Source organism: Enterobacter sp. KB-280D8 (assembly GCF_041399405.1).
Taxonomy (GTDB): Bacteria; Pseudomonadota; Gammaproteobacteria; order Enterobacterales; family Enterobacteriaceae; genus Enterobacter; species Enterobacter cloacae_N.
In genome coordinates this window covers 74,165-89,321 of the sequence record NZ_JBGKEC010000011.1, presented here as the reverse complement: position 1 = coordinate 89,321, position 15,157 = coordinate 74,165, and the positions used below count along the sequence as shown (strand labels likewise).

Genomic DNA, 15,157 nt, shown 5'->3' with positions numbered 1-15,157 from the left:
TTCTCCCTCTCCCTGTGGGAGAGGGCCGGGGTGAGGGCATCAGGCCGCACAGATCAGGCCGCACAAATCAACTCTGGCGCTTCTCCCACCCGCTCTCCTGCGCCGTAAACCCTAACGCCTGCATAAACGCCGCCATCACGCCGCGGTCTTCCACGCCCACGTCGGCCATCCACCATGAGTTCACGTTCGGGTTTTCGCGGATCACTTCTTCAATTAAATACTGTCCCACACCGCGACGACGGGTCACGTCGCGCACGCGCAGCGAGTCCAGCGCCCCCTCCGTGCCGCTCAGGGTCACGCGAACCGCAGCCAGCAGGCGCTCGTTAAAGCGCGCGGCATAAATGCGATGGTTCTCGTCGACATGCAGTGACGAAGGGGAATATTCCGGCCAGATCTTGCCCAGGTCGATATGATCCTGGTCGCTAAAGGTCACCAGACGCACGATAGTCAGTTTCATTAGCTACTTGTCCAAATCAAATTGAGTAGGGGCAGTGTACTCAATTTATTCACTCAGCGGCTTCCTCTTTTTATTCTCATTAACCAGGTGATTAGTTTTTTAGCAATGCAATGGGCAGTGTGAAAACACATGGATCGAAAAATAAGCAGAATTTTAACCTGAAAGGCAGTGTTTTATTCGGCGCTTTGTACCGTTATTTTATGCTGCAAACTGCACTTTTATTTGTTTATCTCTGCCTGATTTCAGAATATTATCTTTGCTTAATCGCCTGAAAAATAGAGATTTTAGTCTGGTTTTTGACAAAAACCTGCGCTAAACCATTAAAGGCACTGGTAAAAATAGCGTTGTTCATTAAAAGTACAGAATGCTTTTTAACCATAATAAAACAAAATATAAACACGACATCACGAATGGGGATTCAGAGATGAAAAGGAACGCGAAGACGTTAATCGCGGGGATGGTCGCACTGTCGATCTCGCATGCCGCTATGGCGGAGGACATTAAAGTTGCGGTAGTGGGTGCGATGTCCGGCCCTGTTGCCCAGTGGGGTGACATGGAGTTCAACGGCGCGCGCCAGGCCATTAAAGACATCAACGCTAAGGGCGGCATCAAGGGCGACAAGCTGGTGGGCGTGGAATATGACGACGCGTGCGATCCGAAACAGGCTGTCGCGGTCGCCAACAAAATCGTCAACGACGGTATCCAGTACGTGATCGGCCACCTGTGTTCATCCTCCACCCAGCCGGCGTCTGATATCTACGAAGACGAAGGCATCCTGATGATCACTCCTGGAGCAACTAACCCTGAGCTGACCCAGCGCGGATACCAGCACATTATGCGTACCGCCGGTCTGGACTCCTCGCAGGGGCCCACCGCGGCGAAATACATTCTCGACACCGTTAAGCCAAAGCGTATTGCTATCATTCATGACAAACAGCAGTACGGCGAAGGCCTGGCGCGCTCCGTTCAGGACGGCCTGAAAAAAGGCGGCGCGAACATCGTCTTCTTCGACGGCATTACCGCCGGTGAGAAAGACTTCTCCGCGCTGATAGCCCGTCTGCAAAAAGAGAATATCGACTTCGTTTACTACGGCGGCTACTACCCGGAAATGGGTCAAATGCTGCGCCAGGCGCGCGCCACCGGTCTGAAAACCCAATTTATGGGGCCAGAGGGCGTGGGCAACGCCTCCCTGTCAAACATCGCGGGGGATTCTGCCGAAGGCATGCTGGTGACGATGCCAAAACGCTATGACCAGGATCCGGCCAACAAGGCTATCGTGGATGCGCTCAAGGCGCAGAAGAAGGATCCGAGCGGTCCATACGTCTGGATCACCTACGCGGCCGTGCAGTCTCTGGCGACGGCCCTGGATCGTACCGGCAGCAAAGCACCGCTGGATCTGGTGAAAGATTTAAAAGCGCACGGGGCGAACACCGTGATTGGGCCGCTGAACTGGGATGAGAAAGGCGATCTGAAGGGATTTGAGTTTGGTGTCTTTAAGTGGCACGCCGACGGTTCGTCCTCGGCCGCCAAATAATTATCCCACCGCCCGGCTCACCGGGCGGGTATAAAAAGGTTTGCATATGTCCGAGCAGTTTCTTTATTTCCTGCAGCAGATGTTTAACGGCGTCACGCTGGGAAGCACCTACGCGCTGATCGCCATCGGCTACACGATGGTTTACGGCATTATCGGTATGATCAACTTCGCCCACGGCGAGGTGTACATGATCGGTAGCTACGTCTCCTTTATGATCATTGCCGCGCTGATGATGATGGGCATCGACAGCAGCTGGCTGCTGGTCGCCGCCGGGTTTGTCGGCGCGATTGTGATTGCCAGCGCCTACGGCTGGAGCATTGAGCGCGTGGCCTACCGGCCGGTGCGCAGCTCCAAGCGTCTGATTGCGCTGATCTCCGCGATCGGGATGTCCATCTTCCTGCAAAACTACGTCAGCCTGACCGAAGGCTCGCGTGACGTGGCGCTGCCAAGCCTGTTTAACGGCCAGTGGATTGTAGGGGCCAGCGAAAACTTCTCGGCCTCTATCACCACCATGCAGCTGGTTATCTGGGTCGTGACCTTTATCGCCATGCTCGCCCTGACCCTGTTCATTCGCTACTCACGCATGGGACGCGCCTGCCGCGCCTGCGCGGAAGACCTGAAGATGGCGAGCCTGCTCGGCATCAACACTGACCGCGTGATTGCCCTGACCTTCGTGATTGGCGCGGCGATGGCGGCGGTGGCGGGTGTCCTGCTCGGCCAGTTCTACGGCGTGATTAACCCGTACATCGGCTTTATGGCCGGGATGAAAGCCTTCACCGCGGCGGTACTGGGCGGTATCGGCAGTATTCCGGGCGCGATGATCGGTGGCCTGATCCTGGGCGTGGCGGAAGCGCTCTCCTCGGCGTACCTGAGCACGGAATATAAAGACGTGGTGTCGTTTGCCCTGCTGATTCTGGTTCTGCTGGTGATGCCTACCGGTATTCTGGGCCGTCCGGAGGTAGAGAAAGTATGAAACCGATGCATTTTGCAATGGCGCTGCTCTCTGCCGCTATGTTCTTCGTGCTGGCCAGCGTCTTTATGGGCGTCCAGCTTGAGCTGAATGGCACCAAACTCGTTGTCGATACCGCGGCTGATATTCGCTGGCAGTGGGTATTTATCGGCACTGCCGTGGTATTCCTGTTCCAACTGCTGCGCCCGCTGTTCCAGAAGACGCTGAAAAATGTCTCCGGACCGAAATTCGTGCTGCCGGCAATCGACGGCTCTACCATTAAGCAGAAGCTGTTCCTCGTGGCGCTGCTGGTGGCCGCCGTGGCGTGGCCGTTTGTGGTGTCGCGTGGCACCGTGGATATCGCCACCCTGACCATGATCTACGTAATTCTCGGTCTCGGTCTGAACGTGGTGGTGGGGCTCTCTGGCCTGCTGGTGCTGGGCTACGGCGGCTTTTACGCCATCGGCGCCTACACCTTCGCGCTGCTGAACCACTACTACGGCCTCGGCTTCTGGACCTGCCTGCCGCTGGCGGGGCTGGTCTCTGCCGCCGCGGGCTTCCTGCTCGGTTTCCCGGTGCTGCGCCTGCGCGGTGACTACCTGGCGATTGTGACCTTAGGCTTCGGAGAAATCGTCCGTATCCTGCTGCTGAATAACACCGAAGTGACCGGCGGCCCGAACGGCATCAGCCAGATCCCGAAACCGACCTTCTTCGGCCTGGAATTTAGCCGTACCGCACGCGAAGGTGGCTGGGACACCTTCAGCAACTTTTTTGGCATCAAGTATGACCCGTCCGACCGCGTGATCTGGCTTTACCTGGTGGCGCTGCTGCTGGTGGTGATTACCCTGTTCGTGATCAACCGTCTGCTGCGCATGCCGCTGGGCCGCGCGTGGGAAGCGCTGCGTGAAGATGAGATCGCCTGCCGCTCTCTGGGCCTGAACCCGACCCGCATCAAGCTGACCGCGTTTACCATCAGCGCCGCGTTTGCCGGTTTCGCCGGGACGCTGTTTGCCGCGCGTCAGGGCTTCGTCAGCCCGGAATCGTTCACCTTTGCCGAATCTGCCTTTGTGCTGGCGATTGTGGTGCTTGGCGGGATGGGCTCGCAGTTTGCCGTTATCCTCGCGGCCATCCTGCTGGTGGTCTCGCGCGAGCTGATGCGCGACTTTAACGAATACAGCATGCTGATGCTGGGTGGTTTGATGGTGCTGATGATGATCTGGCGTCCGCAGGGCCTCCTGCCGATGACCCGTCCACAGCTGAAGCTGAAGAACGGGCAAGCGAAAGGAGAGCAGGCATGAGTCAGCCATTATTATCCGTTAACGGTCTGATGATGCGTTTTGGCGGCCTGCTGGCAGTCAACAACGTGAATCTTGACCTGCACAAGAAAGAGATTGTCTCCCTGATTGGCCCGAACGGGGCGGGGAAAACCACGGTCTTCAACTGCCTGACCGGCTTCTACAAGCCGACGGGCGGCACCATCATGCTGCGCGATCAGCACCTTGAAGGGCTGCCGGGCCAGCAGATTGCCCGCATGGGCGTGGTGCGTACCTTCCAGCACGTGCGTCTGTTCCGCGAGATGACGGTGATTGAGAACCTGCTGGTGGCGCAGCATCAGCAGCTGAAAACCGGGCTGTTCTCCGGCCTGCTGAAAACCCCGGCCTTTCGCCGCGCGCAGGATGAAGCGCTCGATCGCGCCGCCACCTGGCTCGACCGGATTGGCCTGCTGCAGCACGCCAACCGTCAGGCGAGCAATCTGGCCTATGGCGATCAGCGTCGCCTGGAGATTGTGCGCTGCATGGTCACCCAGCCTGAAATCCTGATGCTCGACGAACCGGCGGCAGGGCTCAACCCGAAAGAGACCAAAGAGCTGGACGAGCTGATTGCCGAGCTGCGCGATAGTCACGACACCACCATTCTGCTGATTGAACACGACATGAAGCTGGTGATGGGCATTTCGGACCGTATCTACGTGGTAAACCAGGGCACGCCGCTGGCGAACGGCACGCCGGAAGAGATCCGCAACAACCCGGACGTGATCCGCGCATATCTTGGTGAGGCATAAGATGGAAAAAGCGATGTTAACGTTCGACAAGGTCAACGCGCACTACGGCAAGATCCAGGCGCTGCACGACGTCAGCCTGCACATCAATCAGGGTGAAATCGTCACTCTGATAGGCGCCAACGGCGCGGGCAAAACCACGCTGCTCGGCACCCTGTGCGGCGACCCGCGCGCAACCAGCGGGCAGATAGTGTTCGATGGTAAAGACATTACCGACTGGCAGACCGCCAGAATCATGCGCGAGGCGGTGGCGATTGTTCCGGAAGGGCGTCGCGTGTTCTCACGCATGACGGTGGAAGAGAACCTGGCGATGGGCGGCTTCTTCGCTCACCGCGATGAATACCAGACCCGCATCAAGTGGGTATACGAGCTTTTCCCGCGCCTGTGGGAGCGCCGCATTCAGCGTGCGGGTACCATGTCCGGCGGTGAGCAGCAGATGCTGGCGATTGGCCGCGCGCTGATGAGCCAGCCGCGCCTGCTGCTGCTGGACGAACCGTCGCTCGGTCTGGCACCGATCATCATTCAGCAGATTTTCGACACCATTGAGCAGCTGCGTAAAGAGGGGATGACCATCTTCCTCGTCGAGCAGAACGCCAACCAGGCGCTGAAGCTCGCTGACCGTGGCTACGTGCTGGAGAACGGCCGCGTGGTGCTGGAGGATACCGGCGACGCGCTGCTGGCGAACGAAGCGGTGCGGAGCGCTTACCTGGGCGGCTGAGCCGTCTGTATCGCCCGGTGGCGCTGCGCTTACCGGGCCTACAGGGATCGAGTAGGCCGGGTAAGGCGTAGCCGCCACCCGGCTTTTTTAACCACTACACCCCTTCACACAACCATCATCACCCTGACGCCTGGCTGTCACTTATCTGTAAACAAACAGTTATTTTTCTGTCATTCGAGCATGGCATGTTACCTCGCGAGCATAAAACGCGTGATATCGCGCATCCGGCACAATAAGAGAGATGACAATGACATCGTTACGACACACAGCTTTGGGTCTGGCACTGGGTCTGGCTTTTGCGACGAACGCAATGGCTGTCACCACCATTCCGTTCTGGCATTCCATGGAAGGGGAGTTGGGTAAAGAAGTTGACTCCCTGGCGCAGCGTTTCAACGACACCCATCCGGATTACAAAATTGTGCCGGTATACAAAGGCAACTACGAGCAGAGCCTGAGCGCGGGCATCGCCGCCTTCCGTACCGGCAACGCACCGGCCCTGTTACAGGTTTATGAAGTGGGTACCGCCACCATGATGGCCTCCAAAGCCATCAAGCCGGTGTATGAAGTGTTCAAAGAAGCGGGCATCAACTTCGACGAATCACAGTTCGTTCCGACCGTAGCGGGTTACTACACGGATTCCAAAACCGGGCACCTGCTGTCCCAGCCGTTTAACAGCTCCACGCCGGTGCTGTACTACAACAAAGACGCCTTCAAAAAAGCCGGTTTAGATCCGGAGCAGCCGCCAAAAACCTGGCAGGACCTGGCGGAGTACACTGCGAAGCTGAAAGCGGCGGGGATGAAGTGCGGCTACGCCAGCGGCTGGCAGGGCTGGATCCAGATTGAAAACTTCAGCGCCTGGCACGGCCTGCCGGTTGCGACCAAAAACAACGGCTTCGACGGCACCGACGCGGTACTGGAGTTCAACAAGCCGGAGCAGGTGAAGCACATTGCGCTGCTGGAAGCACTGAACAAGAAGGGCGACTTCAGCTACTTCGGGCGTAAAGACGAATCCACCGAGAAGTTCTACAACGGCGACTGCGCCATTACCACCGCCTCGTCCGGCTCGCTGGCGGATATCCGTCACTACGCCAAATTCAACTACGGCGTGGGCATGATGCCATATGATGCCGATGTGAAGGGCGCGCCGCAGAACGCCATCATCGGCGGGGCGAGTCTGTGGGTGATGCAGGGTAAAGATAAGGGCACCTATAAAGGCGTCGCCGAATTCCTGGACTTCCTGGCCAAGCCTGAAAACGCCGCCGAGTGGCACCAGAAGACCGGCTACCTGCCCATCACCAAAGCCGCGTATGACCTGACCCGCGAGCAGGGCTTCTATAGCAAGAACCCGGGCGCGGATATCGCGACGCGTCAGATGCTGAACAAGCCGCCGTTGCCGTTCACCAAAGGGCTGCGTCTGGGCAACATGCCGCAGATCCGCACTATCGTGGATGAAGAGCTGGAAAGTGTCTGGACCGGTAAGAAAACGCCACAGCAGGCGCTGGACTCTGCGGTAGAGCGCGGGAATCAGCTGCTGCGTCGCTTTGAGCAGTCGACTAAATCGTAATTAAAACTAATCCCCTCACCCTAACCCTCTCCCCAAAGGGGAGAGGGGACGATTACACCCTCGCCCCTTTGGGGAGAGGGCCGGGGTGAGGGGAAACCAACCTGAGCAAACCTATGTCATCATCCCGTCCGGTGTTCCGTTCCCGCTGGCTGCCGTACCTGCTGGTCGCGCCGCAGCTGGTCATCACCGTTATTTTCTTTATCTGGCCTGCGGGCGAAGCGCTGTGGTACTCGGTACAAAGCGTCGATCCGTTCGGGCTCTCCAGCCAGTTTGTTGGCCTGGACAACTTCACCGCGCTGTTCCATGACAGCTACTACCTGGACTCCTTCTGGACGACGATGAAGTTCAGCGCGCTGGTCACAGTCAGCGGCCTGGTTGCCTCGCTGTTTTTCGCCGCGCTGGTAGATTACGTGGTGCGCGGCAGCCGCCTGTATCAGACCCTGATGCTGCTGCCTTATGCCGTAGCGCCCGCCGTCGCCGCCGTGCTGTGGATCTTCCTGTTTAACCCGGGGCGCGGGTTGATTACCCATTTCCTGGCCGAACTGGGCTACGACTGGAACCACGCCCAGAACAGCGGCCAGGCGATGTTCCTGGTGGTGTTCGCCTCGGTGTGGAAGCAGATCAGCTACAACTTCCTGTTCTTCTTTGCCGCGCTGCAGTCCATCCCGCGCTCGCTGGTGGAAGCGGCGGCAATTGACGGCGCAGGGCCCATTCGCCGCTTCTTCAGGCTGTCGCTGCCGCTGATCGCACCGGTGAGCTTCTTCCTGCTGGTGGTTAACCTCGTGTACGCCTTCTTCGACACCTTCCCGGTGATCGACGCGGCCACCGCAGGCGGCCCGGTACAGGCGACCACCACGCTGATTTACAAAATATACCGCGAAGGCTTCGCCGGTCTGGATCTCTCTGCCTCCGCCGCGCAGTCCGTCGTGCTGATGTTCCTCGTCATCATCCTCACGGTGGTACAGTTCCGCTACGTTGAAAGTAAGGTGCGCTACCAATGATTGAGAACCGTCGCGGGCTGACGATTTTCAGCCATACCATGCTGATTTTAGGGATTATCGTCATCCTCTTCCCGCTGTACGTGGCCTTTGTCGCCGCCACGCTGGACACCAAAGCGGTGTTCGACACGCCGATGACGCTGATCCCGGGCACGCATCTTTTCGAGAACATGAAGACCATCTGGACCCAGGGCGTGGGTGCCAACAGCGCGCCGTTCTGGCTGATGATGCTCAACAGCTTCATCATGGCGTTTGGCATTACGGTCGGCAAAATTACGGTATCGATGCTCTCGGCCTTCGCCATTGTCTGGTTCCGCTTTCCGCTGCGGAACCTCTTTTTCTGGATGATTTTCATCACCCTGATGCTGCCGGTGGAGGTGCGTATCTTCCCGACGGTGGAAGTGATCGCCAACCTGAAGATGCTCGACAGCTACGCGGGCTTAACGCTGCCGCTGATGGCCTCGGCGACCGCCACCTTCCTGTTCCGCCAGTTCTTTATGACCCTGCCGGACGAGCTGATTGAAGCGGCGCGCATCGACGGCGCGTCGCCGATGCGCTTCTTCCGCGACATCGTGCTGCCGCTGTCGAAAACCAACCTCGCGGCGCTGTTTGTGATCACCTTTATCTACGGCTGGAACCAGTACCTGTGGCCGCTGCTGATTATTCAGGACGTCAACCTCGGCACCGCCGTGGCGGGCATTAAGGGCATGATCGCCACCGGCGAAGGCACCACCCTCTGGAACCAGGTGATGGCGGCGATGCTGCTCACCCTTATCCCACCCGTAGTCATTGTTTTAGCCATGCAGCGTGCATTTGTCCGCGGCCTGGTCGATAGCGAGAAATAAGATGGCAGGTTTAAAACTTCAGGCAGTAACCAAAAGCTGGGACGGCAAAACCCAGGTTATTCAGCCGTTAACGCTCGACGTGGCGGACGGGGAATTCATCGTCATGGTCGGCCCGTCCGGCTGTGGCAAATCCACGCTGCTGCGCATGGTGGCGGGGCTGGAGCGCGTGACCTCCGGGGATATCTGGATTGACCGCCAGCGCGTCACCGAAATGGAGCCGAAAGACCGCGGCATAGCGATGGTGTTCCAGAACTACGCCCTCTATCCGCACATGAGCGTGGAAGAGAACATGGCCTGGGGGCTGAAAATCCGCGGCATGGGCAAAGGCCATATCGACGAGCGCGTGAAAGAGGCGGCGCGCATTCTGGAACTCGACGGCCTGCTCAAGCGTCGCCCGCGCGAGCTCTCCGGCGGCCAGCGCCAGCGCGTGGCGATGGGGCGCGCCATCGTGCGCGATCCGGCGGTATTCCTCTTCGACGAGCCGCTCTCCAACCTTGACGCCAAGCTGCGCGTGCAGATGCGTCTTGAGCTACAGCAGCTGCACCGTCGTCTGAAAACCACCTCCCTGTACGTGACCCACGATCAGGTCGAAGCCATGACGCTCGCCCAGCGCGTAATGGTGATGAACAAAGGCATCGCCGAGCAGATTGGCACCCCGGTGGAAGTGTACGAGAAACCGGCCACCCGCTTTGTGGCGAGCTTTATCGGCAGCCCGGCGATGAACCTGCTGGAAGGGCGTATCAGCAGCGCTGGCACGCATTTTGAGCTGGAAAGCGGGATGGCATTGCCGATCAACTGGTACTATCGTGGCTACGCCGGGCGTAAGATGACGCTCGGTATCCGCCCGGAGCATATTGCTTTAACCTCTCAGGCGGACGGCGGCGTGCCGCTGGTGATGGACACGCTGGAGATGTTGGGTGCAGATAACCTGGCGCACGGGCGCTGGGGGGATCAAAAAATGGTGGTGCGCCTGGCGCATCAGGAACGCCCGAAAGCGGGTAGCACGCTGTGGCTGCACCTGCCGGAAAACCATCTGCACCTGTTTGACGGTGAAACAGGACAACGAGTATGAGCAACTGGCCTTATCCCCACGTCGTCGCCCACCGGGGCGGCGGTAAGCTGGCGCCGGAGAACACCCTGGCGGCGATTGATGTTGGCGCGCGTTACGGCCACACCATGATCGAGTTCGACGCCAAGCTGTCGAAAGACGGCGAAATTTTCCTGCTGCATGACGATAACCTCGAACGCACCAGCAACGGCTGGGGCGTGGCGGGCGAGCTGCCGTGGCGCGATCTGCTGAAGGTGGACGCCGGAAGCTGGTACAGCGGCGAATTCAAAGGCGAACCGCTGCCGCTGCTGGCGGAAGTGGCGGACCGCTGTCGCCAGCACGGTATGATGGCCAATATCGAAATCAAACCGACCACCGGCACCGGGCCGCTGACGGGCAAAGTGATTGCCCTTGCCGCGCGCGAGCTGTGGGAAGGGATGACTGCGCCGCTGCTCTCCTCGTTTGAAATTGACGCGCTGGAAGCGGCACAGGCCGCCGTGCCGGAGCTGCCGCGCGGGCTGCTGCTTGACGAGTGGCGCGAGGACTGGCGCGAGCTGACGACGCGCTTAGCGTGTGTCTCTATTCATCTTAATCATAAGTTGCTGGATGAGGCGCGGGTGAAGATGCTGAAAGACGCGGGTCTGCATATTCTGGTCTACACCGTTAACAAACCCCAGCGTGCAGCCGAGCTGCTGCGCTGGGGCGTGGACAGCATTTGTACCGATGCAATCGACCTGATCGGCCCGGACTTTAGTTCTGCGGATTAAGCATACTGCCGTTCGACTGCGGCGGCAGCATATGCTGCTGTCCGCTGTTCAGGGTTGACCCCCCGCCTAACATCCCGCCGTTTTTATTCGGCAGGGGCTGTTCGCGCACCTGACCCTGCTGGATGCGCTGGGTATTGGCGTTCATCTGGTTTTGCAGGCTCTGCTGTTGCATCTGGGTCTGCGTTTTCAACTGCTGATTGAGCATCCCTTTCTGCTGCTGTTGCTGGCTCATCATCTCCGTCTGCATACGCTGCTGGCTCGGGATAACATAACCCTGCTGGTTCGGGTTGTTCATGGTGTTGAGTGGCTGTGCGAGCGCGGCAAACGGGATCAGTGCCGTAAGAATCATCAAGCGTTTCATTGTCGTCTCCTCCTTTTGAGGTTTCTCTTAAGTTTACCCCGATTTCACCATGACGATGATTTTTTAGGAGTTGTGAACCAGGCTTAAGCGGGGAGTATGGACCCCTTCACCTGGAGAACAATAATGATGAAACCAACGTTTTTGCGCTGGGTAGCGATCGCCGCGCTGATGGCAGGCGGCACATTTAGCGTGGCGGCCAACCCGCCCGCGGCGCCTCCGGTCTCCTACGGCGTGGAGGAAGACGTTTTCCATCCCGTGCGGGCAACCCATGGCATGGTGGCATCGGTGGATGCGCTGGCAACCCGCGTGGGTGTCGATATTCTCAAACAGGGCGGTAACGCGGTGGATGCAGCGGTCGCCGTCGGCTATGCGCTGGCGGTGACGCACCCGCAGGCGGGGAACCTGGGCGGCGGCGGCTTTATGATGCTGCGCACCAAAGACGGGAAAACCACCGCCATCGACTTCCGCGAAATGGCGCCTTCCCAGGCGTCCCGGGATATGTTCCTCGACGACCAGGGTAACCCGGACAGCAAGAAATCTCTGACCTCGCACCTTGCCTCCGGCACGCCGGGCACCGTCGCGGGCTTTTCGCTGGCGCTGGAAAAATACGGTACGATGCCGCTGAACAAGGTGGTGCAGCCTGCCATCAAGCTGGCGCGGGAGGGCTTTGTGGTGAATGACGCCCTGGCGGACGATCTCAAGACCTACGGCAGCGAAGTTATTCCCAATCATGAAAACAGCAAGGCCATCTTCTGGAAAGACGGCGAGCCGTTGAAGAAGGGCGACAAGCTGGTGCAGAAGAACCTCGCCAAAAGCCTGGAGCTGATTGCGGAGCACGGTCCGGACGCGTTCTATAAAGGGGCGATTGCCGATCAGATTGCTCAAGAGATGCAGAAGAACGGCGGGCTCATCACCAAAGCGGATCTGGCGGAATACAGGGCGGTGGAGCGCGAGCCGATTAGCGGCACCTATCGCGGCTACGAGGTCTTCTCCATGCCGCCGCCGTCTTCCGGCGGGATCCACATCGTGCAGATCCTCAACATTCTTGAAAACTTCGATATGCACAAGTTCGGCTTCGGCAGCGCGGATGCCATGCAGGTGATGGCGGAAGCGGAAAAACGCGCCTACGCTGACCGCTCGGAATATCTCGGCGATCCGGACTTCGTGAAGGTGCCGTGGCAGGCGCTGACCAACAAGGCGTATGCCAAATCCATTGCGGAACAGATCGACATCAACAAGGCCAAACCGTCGAGCGAGATCCGCCCCGGCAAGCTGGCGCCGTACGAAAGCAACCAGACGACGCACTTCTCGGTGGTGGATAAAGACGGTAATGCGGTGGCGGTGACGTACACGCTCAACACCACCTTCGGCACCGGGATTGTGGCGGGCAACAGCGGCATTCTGCTGAACAACGAGATGGATGACTTCTCCGCCAAGCCGGGCGTGCCGAACGTCTACGGGCTGGTCGGCGGCGATGCGAATGCGGTCGGGCCGAAGAAGCGTCCGCTGTCGTCCATGTCGCCCACAATCGTTGTGAAAGACGGGAAAACCTGGCTGGTAACCGGCAGTCCTGGCGGCAGCCGGATTATCACTACCGTGCTGCAGATGGTGGTGAACAGCATCGACTTTGGGATGAACGTCGCCGAAGCGACCAACGCCCCGCGTTTCCATCATCAGTGGCTGCCGGACGAGCTGCGCGTCGAGAAGGGCTTTAGTCCGGACACCATCAAGCTGCTGGAGCAGCGCGGACAGAAGGTGGCGGTGAAAGAGGCGATGGGCAGCACTCAGAGCATTATGGTCGGGCCGGATGGGGCGCTGTTCGGGGCGTCGGATCCGCGGTCGGTGGATGATTTGACGGCGGGGTATTGATATGTTGCCGGGTGGAGGCTTCGCCTTACCCGGCCTACGTGTTTCATTCCCTCTCCCTGCGGGAGAGGGTTAGGGTGAGGGCAACAAACTACTTCATTCGCGCCATATAATACGCATCCACATACTCGCCGTTGCGCAGGGCATAGCGTTTGCCGGTGCCTTCAATTTCGAACCCGTGTTTTTTATACACCGCAATCGCCGGTTCGTTATCGACAAACACCGTCAGCTCAATGCGGTCAACGCGCAGCCAGTTATCGCACATATCAATCATGGTGCGCATCAACGCGCTGGCAACGCCCCGGTTTTGCCACTGTGCGCCCACACAAATCCCAAAATCAGCCACATGGCTGCGGCGCGGGCGTTGCGCGACGACGATGCACAGATGGCCGGCGACGTGACCGTCTATGCAGGCGACGAGCTGCTTAATGCCAGGCTGGTCGGATAGCCGCTCCTGCCACATTTGCTCAGAGGGATGAGGAACTTGTAGCGTGTTGTGGTACACCTCCGGCTGGGCGTGGATCTGACGAATGGCGTCATAATCTTTCGGTTCCGCGTGGCGTATCACTATCTCACTCATTCCTTGTTCCTCAGTCGGTTAAAAGTCCCCTCCAACATCAATGACTTTAAAATTTGAGTCAACCGCTATTTTTTGCAAAAAGTATTGGACAAGTGCGAATGAGAATGATTATTATTGCTTTGCATTCAGGAAGACCCCTACGGGAACCTGAAAGCACGACATTGCTCACATTGCTTCCAGTATTACTTTAGCCAGCTTCTCGCTGGCTTTTTTTTGCCCTTTTTCTCCCTCTCCCCTTGGGAGAGGGCTGGGGTGAGGGCAAAACATGCGCTATGGTAAAACCCAGTAACCTTCCAAAAGGACTGAGCTATGACACTACATTGCGCATTTATTGGATTTGGTAAAAGTACGACCCGCTACCACCTTCCGTATGTCCTCCACCGTAAAGATACCTGGCATGTGGCCCATATCTACCGTCGCAGCGCGAAGCCGGAAGAGCAATCTCCGCAGTATTCCCATATTCATTTTACCAGCGATCTGAACGAGGTATTGAATGACCCGCAGGTAAAGCTGGTGGTCGTCTGTACCCACGCCGACAGTCATTTTGAGTATGCGAAACGCGCGCTGGAAGCGGGCAAAAACGTGCTGGTGGAAAAGCCGTTCACCCCGACCATTGCCGAAGCGAAGGAACTGTTCGCGCTGGCGAAAAGCAAAGGGCTGACCGTGACGCCGTATCAGAACCGCCGCTTTGACAGCTGCTTCCTGACGGCGAAAAAAGCGATCGAAAGCGGCAGGCTGGGCGACATTGTGGAAATTGAAAGCCACTTCGATTACTACCGTCCGGTGGCGGAAACCCAGCCCGGCCTGCCGCAGGACGGCTCGTTCTATGGTCTGGGCGTGCACACCATGGACCAGATCATCTCCCTGTTTGGCCGCCCGGATCACGTCGCTTACGACATCCGCAGCCTGCGCAATAAAGCCAACCCGGACGATACCTTTGAAGCGCAGCTGTTTTACGGCGACTTGAAAGCCATCGTCAAAACCAGCCATCTGGTGAAAATCGACTACCCGAAATTTATCGTTCACGGTACCAAAGGTTCGTTTATCAAATACGGTATCGACCAGCAGGAGACCAGCCTGAAGGCCAATATCATGCCCGGTGAGCCTGGCTTTGCGGCGGACGATTCCGTGGGCGTGCTGGAGTATGTGAACGACGAGGGCGTGACGGTCAAAGAAACGCTGAAACCGGAAACCGGCGACTATGGCCGCGTCTACGATGCGCTGTTTGAGACCCTCACAAACGGCACGGCGAATTACGTCAAGGAATCTGACGTTCTGACCAACCTGGAAATCCTTGAGCGGGCCTTCGAGCAGGCCTCTCCTGCCACGATAACCCTCGCGAAATAAGCAAAAACGGCTCCTCTGCGCTTGTTCATAATTTTTGAACAGAGGAGTCAATTTTCACCCTCTA

General features: G+C 58.2%; 15 protein-coding genes. 12 read left to right on the top strand and 3 right to left on the bottom strand.

Annotated elements, in window-relative coordinates; all coding sequences use genetic code 11:
• Positions 1-67 precede the first annotated feature (67 nt).
• Positions 68-457 (bottom strand): aspartate 1-decarboxylase autocleavage activator PanM, encoded by a 390-nt coding sequence (gene panM / locus AB8818_RS20525; protein WP_059355744.1) that lies wholly within the window; start codon positions 455-457, stop codon positions 68-70.
• A gap of 424 nt (positions 458-881) precedes the next feature.
• Here panM and livK point away from each other — a divergent pair, with 424 nt between their 5' ends.
• The 10 genes from livK (at position 882) to ugpQ (ending at position 10,939) form a co-directional block, all read left to right on the top strand.
• Positions 882-1,991 carry a high-affinity branched-chain amino acid ABC transporter substrate-binding protein LivK gene (livK, locus tag AB8818_RS20520; protein ID WP_192984294.1) on the top strand — a complete coding sequence of 370 codons (1,110 nt, stop codon included), beginning with the start codon at positions 882-884 and terminating at the stop codon, positions 1,989-1,991.
• A gap of 46 nt (positions 1,992-2,037) precedes the next feature.
• Positions 2,038-2,964, top strand: coding sequence for a high-affinity branched-chain amino acid ABC transporter permease LivH (gene livH / locus AB8818_RS20515; protein WP_013099131.1), 927 nt, complete (start codon positions 2,038-2,040; stop codon positions 2,962-2,964).
• Positions 2,961-4,238: a high-affinity branched-chain amino acid ABC transporter permease LivM gene (locus AB8818_RS20510; protein WP_163330894.1), complete on the top strand. Its 1,278-nt coding sequence runs from the start codon at positions 2,961-2,963 to the stop codon at positions 4,236-4,238. Before livH ends, AB8818_RS20510 begins: the two co-directional genes overlap by 4 nt.
• Positions 4,235-5,002: a high-affinity branched-chain amino acid ABC transporter ATP-binding protein LivG gene (gene livG / locus AB8818_RS20505; RefSeq protein ID WP_023310024.1), complete on the top strand. Its 768-nt coding sequence runs from the start codon at positions 4,235-4,237 to the stop codon at positions 5,000-5,002. Before AB8818_RS20510 ends, livG begins: the two co-directional genes overlap by 4 nt.
• Before the next feature lies 1 nt (position 5,003).
• On the top strand, positions 5,004-5,717 hold the full coding sequence (gene livF / locus AB8818_RS20500) for a high-affinity branched-chain amino acid ABC transporter ATP-binding protein LivF (protein WP_032650575.1): 714 nt from the start codon (positions 5,004-5,006) through the stop codon (positions 5,715-5,717).
• A 247-nt stretch (positions 5,718-5,964) separates the two neighbouring features.
• Positions 5,965-7,281 (top strand): sn-glycerol-3-phosphate ABC transporter substrate-binding protein UgpB, encoded by a 1,317-nt coding sequence (ugpB, locus tag AB8818_RS20495; protein ID WP_023326491.1) that lies wholly within the window; start codon positions 5,965-5,967, stop codon positions 7,279-7,281.
• Positions 7,282-7,394: 113 nt separating this feature from the next.
• The gene (gene ugpA, locus AB8818_RS20490) at positions 7,395-8,282 is read left to right on the top strand and encodes a sn-glycerol-3-phosphate ABC transporter permease UgpA (protein WP_014833586.1); all 888 of its coding nucleotides are present in this window, start codon (positions 7,395-7,397) and stop codon (positions 8,280-8,282) included.
• Positions 8,279-9,124 carry a sn-glycerol-3-phosphate ABC transporter permease UgpE gene (ugpE, locus tag AB8818_RS20485; RefSeq protein ID WP_013099125.1) on the top strand — a complete coding sequence of 282 codons (846 nt, stop codon included), beginning with the start codon at positions 8,279-8,281 and terminating at the stop codon, positions 9,122-9,124. Before ugpA ends, ugpE begins: the two co-directional genes overlap by 4 nt.
• Position 9,125: 1 nt before the next feature.
• Positions 9,126-10,196, top strand: a complete 1,071-nt coding sequence (locus AB8818_RS20480) for a sn-glycerol-3-phosphate import ATP-binding protein UgpC (protein WP_116343993.1) — start codon at positions 9,126-9,128, stop codon at positions 10,194-10,196.
• Positions 10,193-10,939 carry a glycerophosphodiester phosphodiesterase gene (ugpQ, locus tag AB8818_RS20475; RefSeq protein ID WP_021242741.1) on the top strand — a complete coding sequence of 249 codons (747 nt, stop codon included), beginning with the start codon at positions 10,193-10,195 and terminating at the stop codon, positions 10,937-10,939. The genes AB8818_RS20480 and ugpQ overlap by 4 nt, the downstream gene beginning before the upstream one ends.
• Here ugpQ and AB8818_RS20470 read toward each other — a convergent pair.
• Positions 10,923-11,300 (bottom strand): DUF2756 family protein, encoded by a 378-nt coding sequence (locus tag AB8818_RS20470; RefSeq protein ID WP_126816077.1) that lies wholly within the window; start codon positions 11,298-11,300, stop codon positions 10,923-10,925. The genes ugpQ and AB8818_RS20470 overlap by 17 nt on opposite strands.
• A 123-nt stretch (positions 11,301-11,423) precedes the next feature.
• Here AB8818_RS20470 and ggt point away from each other — a divergent pair, with 123 nt between their 5' ends.
• Entirely contained in the window at positions 11,424-13,169 is a 1,746-nt protein-coding gene (gene ggt / locus AB8818_RS20465; RefSeq protein WP_192984297.1) for a gamma-glutamyltransferase, read from the top strand.
• Between the two features lie 88 nt (positions 13,170-13,257).
• Here ggt and yhhY read toward each other — a convergent pair whose 3' ends face one another.
• Complete coding sequence (yhhY, locus tag AB8818_RS20460; RefSeq protein ID WP_045143059.1) at positions 13,258-13,746, bottom strand: N-acetyltransferase; 489 nt, start codon at positions 13,744-13,746, stop codon at positions 13,258-13,260.
• A 309-nt stretch (positions 13,747-14,055) separates the two neighbouring features.
• Between yhhY and AB8818_RS20455 the strand changes: the two genes are divergently transcribed.
• The gene (locus AB8818_RS20455; protein WP_163330896.1) at positions 14,056-15,093 is read left to right on the top strand and encodes an oxidoreductase; all 1,038 of its coding nucleotides are present in this window, start codon (positions 14,056-14,058) and stop codon (positions 15,091-15,093) included.
• Positions 15,094-15,157: the final 64 nt, after the last annotated feature.

Excerpts from the sequence above, each read along its gene's own strand:
- panM (WP_059355744.1), bottom strand. The coding sequence starts at position 457 with ATGAAACTGACTATCGTGCGTCTGGTGACCTTTAGCGACCAGGATCAT.
- livK (WP_192984294.1), top strand. The coding sequence starts at position 882 with ATGAAAAGGAACGCGAAGACGTTAATCGCGGGGATGGTCGCACTGTCG.
- livH (WP_013099131.1), top strand. The coding sequence starts at position 2,038 with ATGTCCGAGCAGTTTCTTTATTTCCTGCAGCAGATGTTTAACGGCGTC.
- AB8818_RS20510 (WP_163330894.1), top strand. The coding sequence starts at position 2,961 with ATGAAACCGATGCATTTTGCAATGGCGCTGCTCTCTGCCGCTATGTTC.
- livG (WP_023310024.1), top strand. The coding sequence starts at position 4,235 with ATGAGTCAGCCATTATTATCCGTTAACGGTCTGATGATGCGTTTTGGC.
- livF (WP_032650575.1), top strand. The coding sequence starts at position 5,004 with ATGGAAAAAGCGATGTTAACGTTCGACAAGGTCAACGCGCACTACGGC.
- ugpB (WP_023326491.1), top strand. The coding sequence starts at position 5,965 with ATGACATCGTTACGACACACAGCTTTGGGTCTGGCACTGGGTCTGGCT.
- ugpA (WP_014833586.1), top strand. The coding sequence starts at position 7,395 with ATGTCATCATCCCGTCCGGTGTTCCGTTCCCGCTGGCTGCCGTACCTG.
- ugpE (WP_013099125.1), top strand. The coding sequence starts at position 8,279 with ATGATTGAGAACCGTCGCGGGCTGACGATTTTCAGCCATACCATGCTG.
- AB8818_RS20480 (WP_116343993.1), top strand. The coding sequence starts at position 9,126 with ATGGCAGGTTTAAAACTTCAGGCAGTAACCAAAAGCTGGGACGGCAAA.
- ugpQ (WP_021242741.1), top strand. The coding sequence starts at position 10,193 with ATGAGCAACTGGCCTTATCCCCACGTCGTCGCCCACCGGGGCGGCGGT.
- AB8818_RS20470 (WP_126816077.1), bottom strand. The coding sequence starts at position 11,300 with ATGAAACGCTTGATGATTCTTACGGCACTGATCCCGTTTGCCGCGCTC.
- ggt (WP_192984297.1), top strand. The coding sequence starts at position 11,424 with ATGATGAAACCAACGTTTTTGCGCTGGGTAGCGATCGCCGCGCTGATG.
- yhhY (WP_045143059.1), bottom strand. The coding sequence starts at position 13,746 with ATGAGTGAGATAGTGATACGCCACGCGGAACCGAAAGATTATGACGCC.
- AB8818_RS20455 (WP_163330896.1), top strand. The coding sequence starts at position 14,056 with ATGACACTACATTGCGCATTTATTGGATTTGGTAAAAGTACGACCCGC.